General features: G+C 69.2%; 15 protein-coding genes, 1 tRNA gene and 1 pseudogene. 6 read left to right on the top strand and 11 right to left on the bottom strand.

What is annotated here, in order from left to right; translation table 11 throughout:
- Window positions 1-30 precede the first annotated feature (30 nt).
- A complete protein-coding gene (locus tag AB0M99_RS19310; protein WP_365921901.1) occupies window positions 31-1,284 on the top strand; it encodes a serine/threonine-protein kinase in 1,254 nt (417 codons plus the stop codon).
- On the opposite strand, the gene AB0M99_RS19305 is transcribed toward AB0M99_RS19310, so the two are convergent.
- The 11 genes from AB0M99_RS19305 to dnaA form a co-directional block, all read right to left on the bottom strand.
- A complete protein-coding gene (locus AB0M99_RS19305; protein WP_365921899.1) occupies window positions 1,281-2,588 on the bottom strand; it encodes a hypothetical protein in 1,308 nt (435 codons plus the stop codon). The genes AB0M99_RS19310 and AB0M99_RS19305 overlap by 4 nt on opposite strands.
- A gap of 130 nt (window positions 2,589-2,718) precedes the next feature.
- Window positions 2,719-2,853, bottom strand: coding sequence for a DLW-39 family protein (locus AB0M99_RS19300; protein ID WP_208809277.1), 135 nt, complete (start codon window positions 2,851-2,853; stop codon window positions 2,719-2,721).
- Between the two features lie 145 nt (window positions 2,854-2,998).
- Window positions 2,999-3,072 (bottom strand) — tRNA-Ile (locus AB0M99_RS19295).
- 105 nt (window positions 3,073-3,177) lie between these two features.
- Window positions 3,178-3,705, bottom strand: coding sequence for a DUF3566 domain-containing protein (locus AB0M99_RS19290; RefSeq protein ID WP_365921896.1), 528 nt, complete (start codon window positions 3,703-3,705; stop codon window positions 3,178-3,180).
- Window positions 3,706-3,791: 86 nt separating this feature from the next.
- Window positions 3,792-6,407, bottom strand: coding sequence for a DNA gyrase subunit A (gyrA, locus tag AB0M99_RS19285; protein ID WP_365921894.1), 2,616 nt, complete (start codon window positions 6,405-6,407; stop codon window positions 3,792-3,794).
- Between the two features lie 40 nt (window positions 6,408-6,447).
- Window positions 6,448-8,505, bottom strand: a complete 2,058-nt coding sequence (gene gyrB, locus AB0M99_RS19280; RefSeq protein ID WP_365921892.1) for a DNA topoisomerase (ATP-hydrolyzing) subunit B — start codon at window positions 8,503-8,505, stop codon at window positions 6,448-6,450.
- A gap of 285 nt (window positions 8,506-8,790) precedes the next feature.
- Window positions 8,791-9,327 carry a DUF721 domain-containing protein gene (locus AB0M99_RS19275; RefSeq protein ID WP_365921890.1) on the bottom strand — a complete coding sequence of 179 codons (537 nt, stop codon included), beginning with the start codon at window positions 9,325-9,327 and terminating at the stop codon, window positions 8,791-8,793.
- Window positions 9,324-10,460 carry a DNA replication/repair protein RecF gene (gene recF, locus AB0M99_RS19270; RefSeq protein WP_365921888.1) on the bottom strand — a complete coding sequence of 379 codons (1,137 nt, stop codon included), beginning with the start codon at window positions 10,458-10,460 and terminating at the stop codon, window positions 9,324-9,326. Before recF ends, AB0M99_RS19275 begins: the two co-directional genes overlap by 4 nt.
- An 83-nt stretch (window positions 10,461-10,543) precedes the next feature.
- Window positions 10,544-11,419 (bottom strand): phosphogluconate dehydrogenase (NAD(+)-dependent, decarboxylating), encoded by an 876-nt coding sequence (gene gnd / locus AB0M99_RS19265; RefSeq protein WP_365921886.1) that lies wholly within the window; start codon window positions 11,417-11,419, stop codon window positions 10,544-10,546.
- Between the two features lie 206 nt (window positions 11,420-11,625).
- On the bottom strand, window positions 11,626-12,756 hold the full coding sequence (gene dnaN / locus AB0M99_RS19260; RefSeq protein WP_365921884.1) for a DNA polymerase III subunit beta: 1,131 nt from the start codon (window positions 12,754-12,756) through the stop codon (window positions 11,626-11,628).
- Between the two features lie 912 nt (window positions 12,757-13,668).
- A complete protein-coding gene (dnaA, locus tag AB0M99_RS19255) occupies window positions 13,669-15,456 on the bottom strand; it encodes a chromosomal replication initiator protein DnaA (RefSeq protein WP_365921882.1) in 1,788 nt (595 codons plus the stop codon).
- 356 nt (window positions 15,457-15,812) lie between these two features.
- Here dnaA and rpmH point away from each other — a divergent pair, with 356 nt between their 5' ends.
- From rpmH to AB0M99_RS19230, 5 genes and pseudogenes are all read left to right on the top strand, one after another.
- Window positions 15,813-15,950, top strand: coding sequence for a 50S ribosomal protein L34 (rpmH, locus tag AB0M99_RS19250; protein WP_008741645.1), 138 nt, complete (start codon window positions 15,813-15,815; stop codon window positions 15,948-15,950).
- Window positions 15,951-15,972: 22 nt separating this feature from the next.
- Complete coding sequence (gene rnpA / locus AB0M99_RS19245) at window positions 15,973-16,347, top strand: ribonuclease P protein component (protein ID WP_365921880.1); 375 nt, start codon at window positions 15,973-15,975, stop codon at window positions 16,345-16,347.
- Window positions 16,344-16,598 (top strand): annotated as a pseudogene (yidD, locus tag AB0M99_RS19240) (membrane protein insertion efficiency factor YidD); the annotation flags it as partial. The gene rnpA and the pseudogene yidD, both read left to right, overlap by 4 nt.
- Window positions 16,599-16,628: 30 nt before the next feature.
- On the top strand, window positions 16,629-17,735 hold the full coding sequence (yidC, locus tag AB0M99_RS19235) for a membrane protein insertase YidC (RefSeq protein WP_365921878.1): 1,107 nt from the start codon (window positions 16,629-16,631) through the stop codon (window positions 17,733-17,735).
- A gap of 14 nt (window positions 17,736-17,749) precedes the next feature.
- Window positions 17,750-18,262, top strand: coding sequence for a R3H domain-containing nucleic acid-binding protein (locus tag AB0M99_RS19230; RefSeq protein WP_365921876.1), 513 nt, complete (start codon window positions 17,750-17,752; stop codon window positions 18,260-18,262).
- Window positions 18,263-18,295: the final 33 nt, after the last annotated feature.

Below are 18,295 nucleotides of genomic sequence, written 5' to 3'. Positions count from 1 at the left end.
AAACAACGGGCATGGGGGACGAGCGCAGCGATGGGTGAGATCTTCGCCGGTCGGTACGAGCTGATCGATCCGATCGGCCGCGGTGGCGCGGGTGCCGTCTGGCGGTCCTGGGACCACCGGCGCCGCCGGTACGTCGCCGCGAAGGTCCTCCTGCAGAGCGATGCCCACACCCTGCTGCGGTTCGTGCGTGAGCAGGCGCTGCGGATCGATCACCCGCACGTACTCGCCCCGGCCAGCTGGGCGGCGGACGACGACAAGGTCCTGTTCACGATGGACCTCGTCGCCGGCGGCTCCCTCGCCCATGTGATCGGGGACTACGGGGCCCTGCCTCCCCGTTTCGTGTGCACGCTGCTCGACCAGCTCCTGTCGGGGCTGGCGGCGGTGCATGCGGAGGGTGTCGTCCACCGCGACATCAAACCGGCCAACATCCTGATGGAGGCCACCGGAACCGGGCGGCCGCACCTGCGGCTGTCCGACTTCGGCATCTCCATGCGCAAGGGCGAGCCCCGGCTGACCGAGACCAACTACGTGGTAGGTACGCCGGGCTACTTCGCGCCCGAGCAGCTGCTCGGTGCCGAACCCGACTTCTCCGCCGACCTGTTCGCCGTCGGACTGGTCGCCCTGTACCTGCTGCAGGGCCGCAAGCCCGACGCGCAGGCCCTGGTGGAGCACTTCCTCGCCCACGGGACCCCCGGCGCCCCGGAAGGCGTCCCTGCGCCCCTGTGGGACGTTCTGGCCAACCTGCTTCAGCCGGACCCCCAGAACCGGTTCAAGACCGCCACAGGGGCACGCAAGGCCCTTGCCGAGGCCGTGGAGCTGCTGCCGGCGCCCGCGCCCGACGAGGACCCGGTGGAGGTTTTCGACCAACTCGGCCCGCTCCCGCCCGGTTTCGCCCCCCAGGGCCCCCAGAGCGCGGCCACGGCCGCGGCCACGGCCCCCGCGCCCGGCCCGGCGACTCCGACCCCGACCCCGACCCCGACCCCGGCTCCGGCTCCGACCGGCACGACGATCGCGGACCAGCCGACCGCGGCGGCCCCCGTCACGACACCCGTCACGACACCCGCCACGGCCCCCCTGGGGGTCTTCGGCCCCTCGGAGACGGGCAGCTTCCACCTCCAGCCGCCGGCGGTCCCGCCCTCGCACCTCGCCGAGCCCACGGCTGCGCCCGCGCCCGCGGCCCGTACCGGCGGCATCGCCCCGCCGCCCGCGAAGGTCACCGCCGGGATCCTCGCCGCCGCCCTGCTGTGCTTCGCGGTCGGAGCCTGGGCGCTGACCCAGCTCTAGGCGGCCTGCGCCCGGTTCCGCCGGGCCAGCAGCATCCAGCCGCCGAGCACGAGCAGCAGCAGGCTCCCGGTGCCGAAGCCGGCGCCGGCCACGACGCGCATCACCGAGCGGTTTCCGGCGGCGTCGTGGGCCTCCACCGCGGTGAGCCCGTCCTTCGCCGCGGCCCGGTCCTCGGCGTCGACCCCGAAGCCGCCCGCCGCGAGGCTCTCCCGGTACGCGGGCCCCTGGGCCGCGGCACCGAGGACCTCCATGCGCAGGGTCAGCGGCACCGGCACGGCGTCCTCGGTGAACTCGGCGACCTTCCCGCCCAGGGTCACGGCGATGTAGTACCAGCCGGACACGCGCACCGGCCGCACCGCGGTGTCGCCGGAGTAGCGGTTCTCGTACGTCACCGGCGCCGTCTTCGGCAGCGTGACGCTGGCCTGCTTGCCGTCGTAACTGGCGTCCTTGTACTGCACCAGCCCCCGGTAGGGCGTGTACAGCGAGACCATGAGCCCGCGCGAGGCCGACCCCGAATCCTTGGTCCGGCTGGCGGCGGCGAGTTCGGCCCCGAGGCTGAGCTGCTGCCCCCAGTCGAGCGGCACCCGGTAGTACCGCGTCTGGCCGGGTCGCAGCTCGTCGCGCCACACGCCGCTGCCCAGGGCGCGCGCGTCGTTGAAGCCGGTGCCGCCGCTGCGGGGCACGGACTCGGTGCCCGGCAGGGTCGGGGAGGCCGAGGGCCAGACGCTGGGCGCGGTGGTGGGCGCGCCGCCCTTGGCGAGGCCGGGCTCGCGCTGGACCCGCAGTTCCAGCGGCCACTCGCCCTGGTCGGAGCCCTTGGCCGCGGTGCGGGTGACCTTCGCGTAGTAGACCCCGCCCTGCTGGCAGTCGGAGTCCTCCGCCAGCCTCCGCACGCCGATCGCGCTGAGGGGTACCGCGTCGTACATGAAGGCGTCCCGCCCGGGGTTGCCCGAACAGGCGCGGCCGTCGGTGGTCATGACCTCCACCTGGATGCCGTCGTTGTACGCCACCTTGGCGCCCTGCGGCGGCTGGAGCACGGCGGAGACGTACACGCTGGACCTGTCGTCGAGGACGAGCCGGTAGACGCGCTCCCCGGGGGCGATGGCGTCCCGGTAGACGGACCCGGCCTCCAGGAGCGGAGCGCCGTCGCTGGAGGGCTTGCCCTCGATCTTCTTCGCGTCGTCCGCCATCCGGTACGAGGGCACCGGCTGCGGGCTCGGCTGCGCCGCCGACGGCGCGGCCGCCGCGGCCACGACCCCCAGGGCCACCGCTCCCACCAGCACTCTTGTCCGTACCCGACTCATCCCGCCCACCCCGACCCACCCCGAGTTTGCTAGCGCAAGCCAAATCTTTACATAATGCAACTTTTCGTCACAGAACAGCACAAAGCCCCGACCGCAGCGGCAGTCGGGGCTCTGGGATCAACCTCGGGTCTCACACACCGGAACCAGAAGGCACGGAGTCGGTTGCCTCCGTCCACAGGTCCTGCTCGGCGCGGTCCGCCTGGATCTGGCGGTACACGAGGAGTCCGCCGATGGCGGCCAGTGCGACCAGGAGCAGCTTCTTCACCGCGCGACCTCGTCTTTCGTTGACGTAGGGGACTTCTGGCGCCCAACAATACACACCGACCGATACCGATCGGTGACCTGCCGGTCAGCCAACTGGCCCTACGAAAAAGACCCCCAGGCCATGGGCCTGGGGGTCTTTGACACTGTGGGGCTAACAGGATTTGAACCTGTGGCCTCATCCTTATCAGGGATGCGCTCTAACCAACTGAGCTATAGCCCCATCCGCGCTGCGCGCTGACTCCTGAAGATTAGCGCACAGAGCGGGTCAGGCCAAAATCCGTTGCCGGGAGCCGTCCCCGCAGGTCATCCGGCCGTCATTCGTCGGTCATTCGTCCTCGGCGAGCGTGAGCTCCACGCCGCCGACGAAGCCGGCCGACAGGTTGTAGATGAACGACCCGAGCGTCGCCAGCGCCGTCATCAGCACCACGTCGATCACCGCGATGACCGAGGTGAAGATCAGCACGCGCGGCAGCGACAGGAACGCCTGGAGGTCGAAGCCGTTGCTCTCGTTCGATCCGGTCGCCTGGCTGATCGTGCCGCCGACGGTCGAGAAGATGCCCATGGCGTCCATGACCATCCACAGCACCACCGACGCCACGATCGTGCAGACGCCCAGCGCGATCGACAGCAGGAAGCTGACCTTCATCACCGACCACGGGTCGGCCTTGGCCACCCGCAGCCGCGCCTTGCGCGTCCTGGGCGCCGTACGGGCCCCGGTGCGCGGCTTGCGCTGCGCACCCGGGTCACCGCCGCCGCGGGCCATGCCCGGGCCCGAGGGCGCCGCGTAGGCCTGCGGCGGGTGGTAGGGCGGCGGACCGGGCTGCGGTGCCTGCGGTCCTCGGGTGTCCGTCACGGTTCCCCCTTGGGAGTCCGCGGCGGGGCCACGGGCACCGTTCGCGCCAGTCTGTGCCGGTCCGGCGCCCGTGGCTCCACTCACGCTTACTCCTCGTGCTCCCCAGCCGAGGGCTGGGCGCCCTCGGCGGCCTCGGCGGCCTGTCCTTCGACGGCCGCCTCGGTCCCGATCTCTGTCTCGGCCTCGTCGACCTCGTCAGCTTCCTGACCGGCCTCGGCGTTGCGCGCGATACCGACCACGGCATCCCGCTTGCCCAGGTTGATCAGCTGGACGCCCATGGTGTCACGGCCGGTCTCCCTGACTTCGTTGACTCGCGTACGAATCACACCACCGCTGAGCGTGATGGCGAGAATCTCGTCCGTTTCGTCCACCACGAGCGCCCCTACGAGCGACCCGCGGTCCTCCACGATCTTGGCGGCCTTGATGCCCAGGCCGCCACGGCCCTGGACGCGGTACTCGTCCACCGGCGTCCGCTTGGCGTAACCGCCGTCGGTCGCGGTGAAGACGAACGTACCCGGCCGGACAACGCTCATGGAGAGGAGTTCGTCACCCTCTCGGAAGCTCATGCCCTTCACACCCGACGTCGCACGGCCCATCGGGCGCAGCGCGTCGTCGGTCGCCGTGAAGCGGATCGACTGCGCCTTCTTGCTGATGAGCAGCAGGTCGTCCTCGGCGGACACCAGCTCGGCGCCGATCAGCTCGTCGTCGCTACCGCTCTCGGTCTCCCGGAGGTTGATCGCGATGACACCGCCCGAGCGGGGCGAGTCGTAGTCCTTGAGCGCCGTCTTCTTCACCAGGCCGCCCTTGGTGGCCAGGATCAGGTAGGGCGCCGCCTCGTAGTCGCGGATCGCGAGGATCTGGGCGATCTTCTCGTCCGGCTGGAAGGCCAGCAGGTTCGCCACGTGCTGCCCGCGCGCGTCGCGGCCGGCGTCCGGCAGCTCGTACGCCTTGGACCGGTAGACGCGGCCCTTGTTCGTGAAGAACAGCAGCCAGTGGTGCGTGGTGGACACGAAGAAGTGGTCGACCAGGTCGTCCTGCTTCAGCTTCGTGCCGCGCACGCCCTTGCCGCCGCGCTTCTGCGAGCGGTAGTCCTCGGTCTTGGTGCGCTTGACGTAGCCGCCGTGGGTGATCGTGACGACGATGTCCTCTTCGGCGATCAGGTCCTCGATGGACATGTCACCGTCGAAGGGCACCAGCTTGGAGCGCCGGTCGTCGCCGAACTTCTCGACGATCGCGGCCAGTTCCTCGCTGACGATCGAGCGCTGGCGCTCTTCCGAGGCCAGGATCGCGTTGTACTCGTTGATCTTGGCCTGGAGCTCGTCGTGCTCGGCGACGATCTTCTGCCGCTCCAGCGCCGCCAGGCGGCGCAGCTGCATCTCCAGGATCGCGTTCGCCTGGATCTCGTCGATCTCCAGCAGGCCCATCAGGCCCTCGCGCGCGATCTCGACCGTGTTGCTGCGCCGGATGAGGGCGATGACCTCGTCGATCGCGTCCAGCGCCTTGAGCAGGCCGCGCAGGATGTGCGCCCGCTCCTCCGCCTTGCGCAGGCGGAACCTCGTGCGCCGGACGATGACCTCGATCTGGTGCTGCACCCAGTGGCGGATGAACGCGTCGATCGACAGGGTGCGCGGCACCCCGTCCACCAGCGCCAGCATGTTCGCGCCGAAGTTGGTCTGCAGATCGGTGTGCTTGTACAGGTTGTTCAGCACGACCTTGGCGACCGCGTCGCGCTTGAGCACGATCACCAGGCGCTGGCCGGTGCGCGAGGAGGTCTCGTCGCGGACGTCGGCGATGCCGCCGATCTTGCCGTCCTTGACCAGGTCGGCGATCTTCTGCGCCAGGTTGTCCGGGTTGGTCTGGTACGGAAGCTCCGTGACCACCAGGCACTGGCGGTTCTGGATCTCCTCGACCTCCACCACCGCGCGCATCGTGATGGAGCCGCGACCGGTGCGGTACGCCTCCTCGATGCCCTTGCGGCCCACGACCAGGGCGCCGGACGGGAAGTCCGGACCCTTGATCCGCTCGATGAGCGCGTCCTGGAGCTCCTCGTGCGAGGCCTCCGGGTGCTCCAGCGCCCACTGCGCGCCCGCCGCGACCTCGCGGAGGTTGTGCGGCGGGATGTTGGTCGCCATGCCGACCGCGATGCCGGCCGAACCGTTCACCAGCAGGTTGGGGAAGCGCGCCGGCAGGACCGTCGGCTCCTGGTTGCGGCCGTCGTAGTTGTCCGTGAAGTCGACGGTCTCCTCGTCGATGTCCCGGAGCATCTCCATGGCCAGCGGCATCAGCTTGCACTCGGTGTAGCGCATCGCGGCCGCCGGGTCGTTGCCCGGGGAGCCGAAGTTGCCGTTCGAGTCCACCAGCGGCATCCGCAGCGACCACGGCTGGGCCAGGCGGACCAGGGCGTCGTAGATCGAGGAGTCGCCGTGCGGGTGGTACGTACCCATGACGTCACCGACGACGCGGGCGCACTTGTAGAAGCCCTTCTCGGGCCGGTAGCCGCCGTCGTACATCGCGTACAGCACGCGGCGGTGGACCGGCTTGAGGCCGTCCCGCACGTCGGGCAGCGCGCGGGAGACGATGACGGACATCGCGTAGTCGAGGTAGGAGCGCTGCATCTCCGTCTCGAGCCCGACGGGCTCGATCCGCAGTACGGGCTGCTCTTCCTCGGTGTTCTCGGCAGTGGGGGTGGTTTCGTCGGCCATTGCTGGTCAGAAGTCCTTTCAGGCGGTCAGCTGAGCCGACTCAGATGTCGAGGAAGCGAACGTCCTTGGCGTTGCGCTGGATGAAGGAGCGTCGCGCTTCGACGTCCTCACCCATCAGCACCGAGAACAGGTCGTCGGCCTGCGCGGCGTCGTCCAGGGTGACCTGGCCGAGCACGCGGTGGTCCACGTCCATGGTGGTGACGCGCAGTTCCTCGGCGTTCATCTCGCCCAGACCCTTGAAGCGCTGGATCGAGTCTTCCTTGATCCGCTTGCCGTTCTGCTTGCCGAGCTCGACGAGGGCGTCGCGCTCGCGGTCGGAGTACGCGTACTCGAAGTCGTCCCGACCCCACTTGATCTTGTACAGCGGCGGGCGCGACAGGTACACGTGCCCCGCCTCGACCAGCGGCCGCATGAAGCGGAACAGGAAGGTCAGCAGCAGGGTGTTGATGTGCTGGCCGTCGACATCGGCGTCCGCCATCAGGATGATCTTGTGATAGCGGAGCTTCTCGATGTCGAAGTCCTCGTGCACACCCGTGCCGAAGGCACTGATCAGCGCCTGGACCTCGGTGTTCTGGAGGATCTTGTCGATACGGGCCTTCTCGACGTTCAGGATCTTGCCGCGGATCGGCAGGATGGCCTGGTACATCGGGTTGCGGCCGGACTTCGCGGAGCCACCGGCCGAGTCGCCCTCGACGATGAAGATCTCGCACTTGGTCGGGTCGTTCGACTGGCAGTCGGACAGCTTGCCCGGCAGCGAGGCGCTCTCCAGCAGACCCTTGCGACGCGTCAGGTCACGGGCCTTGCGGGCCGCGACGCGCGCGGTGGCCGCCTGGATCGACTTGCGGATGATGTCCGCGGCCTCGACCGGGTTGCGGTCGAACCAGTCGTTGAGGTGCTCGTGGACGACCTTCTGCACGAAGGTCTTGGCCTCCGTGTTGCCCAGCTTGGTCTTCGTCTGGCCCTCGAACTGCGGCTCGCCCAGCTTCACCGAGATGATCGCCGTCAGACCCTCGCGGATGTCCTCGCCGGCGAGGTTGTCGTCCTTCTCCCGCAGCAGCTTCTTGTCACGCGCGTAGCGGTTGACAAGACCCGTCAGCGCCGCACGGAAGCCCTCCTCGTGCGTGCCGCCCTCGTGCGTGTGGATCGTGTTCGCGAAGGAGTAGACACCCTCCGTGTACTGCGAGTTCCACTGCATCGCGATCTCGACCGAGAGCATGCGCTCCTTGTCCTCGGCCTCGACGTCGATGACGGTCGGGTGGATCAGCTCACCCTTGCGCGAGTTCAGGTACTTCACGAAGTCGACGATGCCGCCCTCGTAGTAGTACTTCACCGTGCGCGCCTGGTTGTCGTCGGACTCCTCCGCGGAGTCCGCGCCCATCGTCGCCTTCGCCGAGTCGCGCTCGTCCGTCAGCGACAGGGTCAGGCCCTTGTTGAGGAAGGCCATCTCCTGGAAGCGCCGCGACAGCGTCTCGAAGGAGTACTCGGTCGTCTCGAAGATGTCGCCGTCGGCCCAGAAGGTGACCGTCGTGCCGTGCTCGTCGGTCTCCTCGTTCTTCGCGAGGGCCGCCGTCGGGACACCGAGCTTGTAGTCCTGGGTCCAGCGGTAGCCGTCGGTCTTGACCTCGACCGCGACCTTCGTCGACAGGGCGTTCACGACGGACACGCCGACGCCGTGCAGACCGCCGGAGACGGCGTAGCCGCCGCCGCCGAACTTGCCGCCCGCGTGCAGGACCGTCAGGACGACCTCGACGGCCGGCTTCCCCTCGGACGGCACGATGCCGACCGGGATACCGCGGCCGTTGTCGACCACGCGCACCCCGCCGTCGGCGAGGATCGTGACGTCGATGGTGTCCGCGTGCCCGGCCAGGGCCTCGTCGACCGAGTTGTCCACCACCTCGTAGACGAGGTGGTGCAGCCCGCGCTCACCGGTCGAGCCGATGTACATACCGGGCCGCTTGCGGACCGCGTCCAGGCCCTCGAGGACCTGGATGGCACTGGCGTCGTACGAGGTGGTGACCTCGCCCTTCTCGCCGGCTGTGGACTGGTTGTCGTTGGGGTTGCCGGAATCGGCCACGAAGCGCCCTTTCTGGCACAGCACAGGCCGTACTCCGGGCCAGCAGGCATGCAAGCAGGAGCGGCTGCGTCGATCTGCGTTGTCAGCGTGTATCAGCTAGATCCCGCAAGCGGGCGGGATTCGCTTCAGTCTACCGGTACCACGGACATGAATGGGGGTTTGCCGGTGCCTCAGTCCGCATGTGCCGCCCTGAACCTCCTCTCTCCGACTCCCCATATCCGGGAAGGGGCTCAAAGAGGCTCACACGGGCGTCCAGCGCTTCGGGCTGTCAACCTCCCGCTACCGTGAGGGACGCCACGCGATCCGGGGCTATCCGTACGTGTCGCCCGGACCCGTACTGCCCGGCGCACGCCACGGCCCGTACCGCTTCGGGCGGCTGCCCGGCCCCTGGACCTTGATCATCTGTACGGTGCCCTGGCCGAGGTCCGCGTTCAGCCGGGCCACCAGCTGCGGGGCCAGCAGCTTCAGCTGCGCCGCCCACGCCGAGGAGTCGCACCGTACGAGGAGTTCACGGTCCTCGTAGCGTTCCGGTTCACAGTGCGCAGCGATCTCCGGGCCGACGATCTCCGGCCAGCGCTCCATCACGCCCGCGACCGCCATCGGCATCTCCCAGCCGCGCTCCGTGCGCAGCCGGTCCAGCGCGGCCATCAGCGGCATCGGGTCCCGGCCGTCCGCCCGCGCACCCGAGCGCAGTCCGGGGTTCGGCTGCCGCTTCTTCCCGCCCGCCGCGTTGCCGCGGGCCCGCGCCTGCTCGCGCGCTGCCGCCAGTGCCTGGCGGGCCAGGTCCACCCCGGAGGGCTCGGGCGCCCTGCGCGGTTCCTTCTCCTGCTTGCCCTGGTCGCTCACAGCCGGGTCACCTCACCGCCGGACACCCCGAACCGCGCACCCACCAGCACATCCGGGACGTCGTCGTCCACCGCAGCCGTCACCAGCACCTGCTCGCCCGGGGCCACCAGCTCCGCCAGCCGTTCCCGGCGCCGCGCGTCCAGTTCCGCGAAGACGTCGTCCAGGATCAGCACCGGCTCGCTGCCCTCCGCGCGCAGCAGCTCGTACGAGGCCAGCCGCAGCGCCAGCGCGTACGACCACGACTCCCCGTGGCTCGCGTAACCCTTGGCCGGCAGCTCCCCGAGCCGCAGCAGCACGTCGTCCCGGTGCGGGCCCACCAGGGTCACGCCCCGCTCGATCTCCTGCTTGCGCACCTCGGCCAGCGCGGCCAGCAGCACCTCGGCCAGCGCCTCCCGGGTCCGGGCCTCGCCGCTGTCCACCGGCTCGCCCGCCGACGACTTGTACGCGAGCCCCAGCGGGCCACCGCCCGGCGCGAGCTGCTCGTACGCCTTGTCCGCCAGCGGCAGCAGGGTCGCGACCAGGTCGAGGCGGTGCGCCAGCAGCTCCGCGCCCGCGCGCGCGAGGTGCTGGTCCCAGACGTCGAGGGTCGACATGTCCATCGAGCGGCCGCCGTGCCGGCGCGCCATCGCCGCCGACTTCAGCAGGGTGTTGCGCTGCTTCAGCACCCGCTCGTAGTCCGAGCGCACCGCCGCCAGGCGCGGCGAGCGCGCCGTCACGAGCTCGTCGAGGAACCGCCGCCGCTCCCCCGGGTCCCCCTTCACCAGGGCCAGGTCCTCCGGGGCGAACAGCACGGTGCGTACGATCCCCAGCACGTCCCGCGGCCTGACCTGCGAGGAGCGGTTGATGCGGGCCCGGTTCGCCCGGCCCGGGTTCAGCTCCAGCTCCACCAGCTGCTGGCGCTCGCCCTGGGTCACGGCGGCCCGGATGATCGCCCGGTCCGCGCCCATGCGTACCAACGGGGCGTCCGCGGACACCCGGTGGCTGCCCAGGGTCGCCAGATAGCCGATCGCCTCGACCAGGTTCGTCTTGCCCTGGCCGTTGGGACCCACGAAAGCCGTGACGCCCGGGTCGAGGGGAACCTCGGCCCGGGCGTACGAGCGGAAGTCGGCCAACGAGAGATGCGAAACATGCATACGGCGCCGACCTCCCCCGGCTTCCTGCTGATCTGCTCTCTTGAGCTGTGGAGCTGTGGAGCTGTGGAGCTCTGCTGTGGGTGCTACTTCTTCTCGACCGCGTGGCCGCCGAACTGGTTGCGCAGCGCGGCGATCATCTTCATCTGCGGGGAGTCGTCCTGGCGCGAGGCGAAGCGCGCGAACAGCGACGCGGTGATCGCGGGCAGCGGGACGGCGTTGTCGATCGCCGCCTCGACGGTCCAGCGGCCCTCGCCCGAGTCCTGGGCGAAGCCCCGCAGCTGCTCCAGGTGCTCGTCCTCGTCCAGGGCGTTCACCGCCAGGTCCAGCAGCCAGGAACGGATGACCGTGCCCTCCTGCCAGGACCGGAAGACCTCGCGGACGTCGGTGACCGAGTCCACCTTCTCCAGCAGCTCCCAGCCCTCGGCGTAGGCCTGCATCATGGCGTACTCGATACCGTTGTGGACCATCTTCGCGAAGTGGCCCGCGCCGACCTTGCCCGCGTGCACGGCGCCGAAGTCACCCTCGGGCTTGAGGGCGTCGAAGACCGGCTGGACCGCGGCGACGTGCTCCTTGTCGCCGCCGTACATCAGCGCGTAGCCGTTCTCCAGGCCCCACACGCCGCCGGAGACGCCGCAGTCCACGAAGCCGATGCCCTTGGCAGCCAGCTCCTCGGCGTGCTTCTCGTCGTCGGTCCAGCGCGAGTTGCCGCCGTCCACGACGATGTCGCCGGGCGAGAGCAGCTCGCCGAGCTCGTCCACGGTCGACTGGGTCGCCGCGCCGGCCGGGACCATCACCCACACCACGCGGGGGGCCTGCAGGCTGTCCACAAGCTCCTGCAGGCTGTGGACATCGGCGAGGTCCGGGTTGCGGTCGTATCCGATGACGGTGTGGCCTGCGCGGCGGATGCGCTCGCGCATGTTGCCGCCCATCTTGCCGAGACCGACGAGACCAAGCTCCATCAGGTGGTTCCTTAAGCGTTGTGGCCGTCTGTGCCGGGGTTCCCCTGCTACCCGGGGACACCCCCGGCCCCGAGCCTACGCCGGGCCGTGCCGCCCGGCCCCACGGGCACTCCGGGCCGGCGGCCGGGCGGACCCTGGGCGGGCCCCTGTGGACGCCGTCGGGCCCGGCCCCGCAGCCTGCGAGACCGGGCCCGACGGGGACGGGTTCAGCCGGAGAGGCGCACCGGCATGATCAGGTACTTGTACGCCTCGTCCGCCTCGGCATCCACAGCCGGGCGGCCGCTGAGCAGCGCAGGCTTGGTGGAGGTGGTGAAGCTGAGCTGCGCGGCGGGCGAGTCGATCGCGCTCAGGCCGTCGAGCAGGAAGGTCGGGTTGAAGGCGATCGAGATGTCGTCGCCCTCCAGCTTCGCGTCGACGCGCTCCACAGCCTGTGCATCGTCGGAGGAGCCGGCCTCCAGGATCAGTACGCCCTGCTCGAAGCTCAGGCGGACCGGGGTGTTGCGCTCGGCGACGAGGGCCACGCGCTTGACGGCCTCGACGAACGGGGCGGTCTCGATCACGGCGACGGAGTTGAACTCCGTCGGGAAGAGCGTGCGGTACTTCGGCAGGTCGCCTTCGAGGAGACGGGTGGTGGTGCGGCGGCCCGCGCCCTCGAAGCCGATGAGGCCCTCGCCGGAGCCCGAGCCCGACAGCGCCAGGGTGACCGTGTCACCGCTGGTCAGGGACTTGGCGGTGTCCAGGAGCGTCTTGGCGGGCACCAGGGCGACGGCCGAGGCCGCCGGGTCCTCCGGCTTCCACAGGAACTCGCGGACCGCGAAGCGGTAGCGGTCGGTCGAGGCCAGGGTGACGCGGTCGCCCTCGATCTCGATGCGGACGCCGGTCAGCACGGGCAGCGTGTCGTCGCGGCCGGCGGCGATGGCGACCTGGGCGGCGGCGGAGGCGAAGACCTCACCGGGCACGGTGCCGGTGGCGGTCGGCATCTGCGGCAGCGCCGGGTATTCCTCCACAGGCAGGGTGTGGAGTGTGAATCGCGAGGAGCCGCAGACCACGGTCGCCCGTACACCGTCTGTGGAAATCTCCACCGGCCGGTTGGGGAGGGCGCGGCAGATGTCGGCGAGCAGCCGGCCGGACACCAGGACCGTGCCGTCCTCCTCGACGTCCGCCTCGACCGAGACGCGGGCCGAGACCTCGTAGTCGAAGCCGGAGAGGGACAGCGTGCCCTCCTCGGCCTTCAGCAGCAGGCCCGCGAGAACGGGCACCGGCGGCCGGGCCGGGAGGCTACGAGCGGCCCAAGCCACTGCCTCCGCGAGTACGTCGCGCTCCACCCGGATCTTCACCGGAACCGCCTCCTGCTGTTGCTCGCTCGTCTGCCGGCCTTCGTCGTCGGCTCGTCGATGCCTCGACCGATGCCGGGGACCAGTCTGACGTACGGCGCCGACAGTCGTCGCTGCTGGCGGTCAAGTCGGGAGCGAGGTGTCGGGGAGGGCCGCCCACCGAGTTGTGCACAGGTCCTGCTTGAAAACCGAATCCGAGCTAACTCTCTATGGGGGTAGTAGTAGGGCCTGTGGAAACGGTGGATAACCCCGTTCTCGCAGGTCACCCCGCGTTTTTTATCCCCACACCCTGTGGGTGACACCGGTGGACAACACGGTGTCTCTGTGGAGAACAGTTATTTCTGCACAGGCTATCCCCAGGTGACCCCGACTACTCCACAGGTGTGTCCCCAGCTTTCCCCCGGTACTCCACAGCCCAAACGTCTACTTCCGTGTGACGGCTTTCACTCGGGGCGGTGAGATGGGCACCGATGTTGCCGAACAGTGGACAACGGTGTGGGTAAGTCGTCTGATCCTGTGCACAGGACGCGCGACCCTGTGGGTCGGCGGTGGACAACGCCGGGGACGGCCCTGTGGACGAAATCCTTGTCCACAGGCTGTGGATTACGTTTGCTCACAATTCCACAGGGGTCTGACCAGCTCTGATGGTGCCTCACTCCGGGGCCCTGTGGACAGCCTTGTGGGTTGTGGACACCGTCCCCAGGGTGTGGACGGAAGAAAGTCCCCCAATCTGTGGATGACTTGCTCCGTTGGGGGCGTATTCGAACAGGTCAGGGGCGCGCGCACGAAGAAGGGCGCCCCCGAAGTGGTCCGGGAGCGCCCTCTGGATGCGTTTGGGAAGGCCCTGCGGGCTCTCGCTCAGCCCTCGTATGGCCCTCGTCCGGCCCGCGCGCAGCCCCTTCAGTCGAGCCGGTGTCAGGCGTTCTTGATGCGGTTGGTGAGCTCGGTGACCTGGTTGTAGATGGACCGGCGCTCCGCCATCAGGGCGCGGATCTTGCGGTCCGCGTGCATGACGGTCGTGTGGTCGCGGCCGCCGAACTGCGCCCCGATCTTGGGCAGTGAGAGGTCCGTGAGCTCCCGGCACAGGTACATGGCGATCTGCCGGGCGGTCACCAGCACGCGGCTGCGCGAGGAGCCGCACAGATCGTCCACGGTGAGGCCGAAGTAGTCGGCGGTGGCCGCCATGATGTCGCTGGCGGTGATCTCGGGCGCGCTGTCCTCGCCGCCCGGGATCAGGTTCTTGAGGACGTCCTCGGCGAGGCCCAGGTCGACCGGCTGCCGGTTGAGGCTCGCGAAGGCCGTGACCCGGATCAGCGCCCCCTCCAGCTCGCGGATGTTGCGCGAGATGCGGGAGGCGATGAACTCCAGCACCTCCGGCGGGGCGTTGAGCTGCTCCTGGACGGCCTTCTTGCGCAGGATCGCGATACGGGTTTCCAGCTCGGGCGGCTGGACGTCGGTGATCAGGCCCCACTCGAAGCGGTTGCGGAGCCGGTCCTCCAGGGTGACGAGCTGCTTGGGCGGCCGGTCGGAGGAGAGCACGATCTGCTTGTTGGCGTTGTGCAGCGTATTGAAGGTGTGGAAGAACTCCTCCTGCGTCGACTCCTTGCTCGCGAGGAACTGGATGTCGTCGACGAGCAGGATGTCCATCTCGCGGTAGCGCTTGCGGAACGCGTCGCCCTTGCCGTCGCGGATCGAGTTGATGAACTCGTTGGTGAACTCCTCGGAGCTCACGTAGCGCACGCGGGTGCCGGGGTAGAGGCTCCGCGCGTAGTGCCCGATGGCGTGCAGCAGGTGCGTCTTGCCGAGGCCCGACTCCCCGTAGACGAAGAGGGGGTTGTACGCCTTCGCCGGCGCCTCGGCGACGGCCACCGCGGCCGCGTGCGCGAAGCGGTTGGAGGCACCGATCACGAAGGTGTCGAAGAGGTACTTCGGGTTCAGACGGGCCGTCGGTTCGAGCGGGCCCGAGGTGGAGCCGCCGGACGGGGCCGGGGGCGGCGCGGGCCGGCCCGGGGACGGCCGCGAGGCGGGCTGCTCGTACTGCTGCTGCTCGTACTGGTGCTGCTGGTGCGACTGGTGGGGCTGCTGGGGCTCGTACGGGGACTGCTCGTACTGCTGCTGCTCGTAGCCGCCCTGGTCGTAGCCCGAGGGCTCGGGCTGCTGGAGGTAGCCCGGCTGCGGGGAGGCGTACGGGTCGCGCTCGGGGAAGCCGCCGAGGCGCGGCTGCTGCCAGCCGTACTCGTCCTGCTGCCCGCCGCGGGGCCAGGCGCCGGGCTCGGGGCGCGGCTGCTGGTAGTCCGGATAGGCGGGGCGCGCGCCGGGGAGCTGGTCGTCGCCGCCGGGGCCGGTGTGGCCGCCGGGGCTGCGCTGGCCGCCGTAGGGCTCGTACGAGTCGCGCTGCGCGGCGGGGGGCGCCGGGGGCGCGGGCTCGCCGGCGGAGTCGTCGACGGTGATGGCGATCCGGATCGGGCGGCCGCACTCCCGGCTGAGGGCGTCGCTGATCAGCGGGGCCAGGCGGCCTTCCAGGACGCGCTTTCCCCATTCATTGGGGACGGCGAGCAGTGCGGTGTCGGCGACCAGGGCCAGCGGCTGGCAGCGTTCGACCCACTGCTTGTCCTTGGGCTCGATGCCCTGCTGTCCCTCCCCGAGGAGCTTTTCGAGCACCCTTGGCCACACTGCGGCAAGATCGGCAGGTACGTCAGCCACAGAGCACGCTCTCTCACAGGGGGTCCCACGAATGTGTGGTTCTTTGGGACGGTCGGGACAAAAAATCCGGGGTCGGACAACGGTAGTCAGGCCGACGGGTACGGTTCAAGTCGTTGTCCACAGCCTGTGCACAGTGTGGGGCCGCGTCGGCTCGGTTTGACCGGATGGCGTAGCCGCGCGTACCGTAACGAGGTCGAGTTGTCGATGGCTGCTGCCGCCTGCCTACCGATGGGCGAAGATCACTGATTGTGATCGTTTAGCGGTGCCACTCGGGCGAACACGCGAGTTTCCTCGTGGGCGCACGGTGACAGCCAGGCGATGTCCCGCCACAACGATTTATTCTCTGGAGCCCCCGAGTGAGCAAGCGCACCTTCCAGCCGAACAACCGCCGTCGTGCCAAGACCCACGGCTTCCGCCTGCGGATGCGTACCCGTGCCGGTCGCGCGATCCTCGCGAACCGTCGTGGCAAGGGCCGCGCCGCCCTTTCCGCGTAACTAACGCGCGGGTCGTGACGTCGTGCTGTCTCCCGAGAATCGGCTGAGGCGGCGCGAGGACTTCGCGAGCGCGGTACGTCGAGGCCGCCGGGCTGGTCGCCCGCTCCTCGTCGTCCATCTACGTACAAGCGGTGCAACGGACCCGCACGAGCCGGGGGAGATCGATCCCTCGACGCGTGCGGGTTTCGTCGTCAGCAAGGCTGTCGGCGTCGCCGTCGTCCGTAACCGGGTCAAGCGCCGCTTGCGCCATCTCGTCCGCGAGCGGCTGTCCCAGCTGCCCGCCGGTAGCCTGGTGGTGGTGCGGGCCCTGCCCGGAGCGGGCGATGCCGCCGTCGACGAGCTGGCCCGGGACCTGGATGCCGCCTTGCTGCGGCTACTGGGAGGCGTGCCTCGATGAAGTACCCGCTGCTCGCCCTGATCAAGCTGTACCAGTGGACGATCAGTCCGCTGCTCGGGCCGGTGTGCCGCTACTACCCCTCGTGCTCGCACTACGGGTACACGGCCATCGACCGGCATGGTGCGGTGAAGGGGACGGTTCTGACCGCCTGGCGGATCCTGCGGTGCAATCCGTGGTCCCCGGGTGGTGTGGACCATGTCCCACCTCGTAAACGCCCGCGTTGGCACGAGCAGCTGCGCAGTGCGTTGCGTAGATCTCGCAATGCTCAAGGAGCCTGATTAGTGGACACGATTGCCAGTCTGTTCAGCTTTATCACCACGCCCGTCTCGTGGATCATCGTCCAGTTCCACAGTCTGTACGGTGCGATCTTCGGCGCGGACAGTGGATGGGCCTGGGGCCTGTCCATCGTGTCACTGGTGATCTTGATCCGTATCTGCCTGATCCCGCTCTTCGTGAAGCAGATCAAGGCGACGCGGGGCATGCAGGCGCTCCAGCCGAAGATGAAGGCAATCCAGGAGCGCTACAAGAACGACAAGCAGCGTCAGTCCGAAGAGATGATGAAGCTGTACAAGGAGACGGGTACCAACCCGCTCTCCTCGTGCCTTCCCATCCTGGCGCAGTCGCCGTTCTTCTTCGCCCTGTACCACGTGCTGGCGAGCATCGCCAACGGCAAGAAGATCGGCGAGATCGACGGCCCCCTGCTGGCGAGCGCGCGTGAGGCGCACATCTTCGGTGCCCCGCTGGCGGCGAAGTTCACGGACAGCGCGGACAAGGTCGCGAGCCTCAACGCCTCGCTGACGGACGTCCGGATCGTCACCGCGATCATGATCATCCTGATGTCGCTGTCGCAGTTCTACACCCAGCGTCAGCTGATGCAGAAGAACGTCGACCTCTCGGTCAAGACGCCGTTCATGCAGCAGCAGAAGATGCTGATGTACATCTTCCCCGTGATCTTCGCGGTCATGGGCATCAACTTCCCCGTCGGTGTCCTCGTCTACTGGCTGACCACGAACGTGTGGACCATGGGCCAGCAGATGTACGTGATCAGCCAGAACCCGACGCCGGGCAGCAAGGCTCAGGACCAGTACCTGACCCGCCTGGTCAAGCACATCACCTCGCACGGTGAGCTCAAGGGCCGGAGCCGCAAGAAGATCGTCGCGGCGATCGTGGCCAAGGGCCCGGACCGCAACGACAACGAGCGCAAATTCATCACCACTCTGACGAAGCAGGGCATGGCCGCGCAGGCGGACGGCTCCGTGATCAAGAGTGTGGAGGCCACGGCCGACTCGGACGCGGCCACTGGCGGTGCCGCGAAGCGGAACCAGCCGAAGCGGCAGTCGAAGTCGCAGCGCCAGACGCCCCCCAGCAAGCCCTCTTCCAAGAAGTAGAAGGAGTCTCTCCCGTGACGGAAGGCACCACCACCGCCGCCGCTGAGAGTGGCGACACCCTGACCCGCCTCGAGCAGGAGGGTGAGATCGCGGCCGACTACCTTGAGGGTCTGCTGGACATCGCCGACCTGGACGGCGACATCGACATGGACGTCGAGGCCGACCGGGCCGCGGTGTCGATCGTCAGCGACTCCGCCAGCCGTGACCTGCAGAAGCTCGTGGGCCGCGACGGTGAGGTTCTGGAGGCTCTGCAGGAGCTGACCCGCCTCGCCGTGCACCGCGAGACCGGGGACCGCAGCCGGCTGATGCTGGACATCGCCGGGTTCCGTGCGCAGAAGCGCGAGGAGCTGGCGGTTCTGGGCGCCAAGGCGGCGGCGGACGTGAAGGCGTCCGGTGAGCCGATGAAGCTGGCGCCGATGACGCCGTTCGAGCGGAAGGTCGTCCACGACGCCGTGGCGGCCGCCGGTCTGCGGAGCGAGTCCGAGGGCGAGGAGCCGCAGCGCTTCGTCGTTGTGCTCCCGGCCTGATCGGAAGCGTGAGTGTCCGGCCCCGTCTGTGTC

Source organism: Streptomyces sp. NPDC051183 (assembly GCF_040682455.1).
Classification (GTDB): Bacteria; Actinomycetota; Actinomycetes; order Streptomycetales; family Streptomycetaceae; genus Streptomyces.
The sequence above is the reverse complement of the archived record's forward strand: the minus strand, read 5'-3'. Positions and strand labels throughout refer to the sequence as shown.

Coding starts and splice junctions, on each gene's coding strand:
- AB0M99_RS19310 (WP_365921901.1), top strand. CDS start 31: ATGGGTGAGATCTTCGCCGGTCGGTACGAGCTGATCGATCCGATCGGC.
- AB0M99_RS19305 (WP_365921899.1), bottom strand. CDS start 2,588: ATGAGTCGGGTACGGACAAGAGTGCTGGTGGGAGCGGTGGCCCTGGGG.
- gyrA (WP_365921894.1), bottom strand. CDS start 6,407: ATGGCCGACGAAACCACCCCCACTGCCGAGAACACCGAGGAAGAGCAG.
- recF (WP_365921888.1), bottom strand. CDS start 10,460: ATGCATGTTTCGCATCTCTCGTTGGCCGACTTCCGCTCGTACGCCCGG.
- gnd (WP_365921886.1), bottom strand. CDS start 11,419: ATGGAGCTTGGTCTCGTCGGTCTCGGCAAGATGGGCGGCAACATGCGC.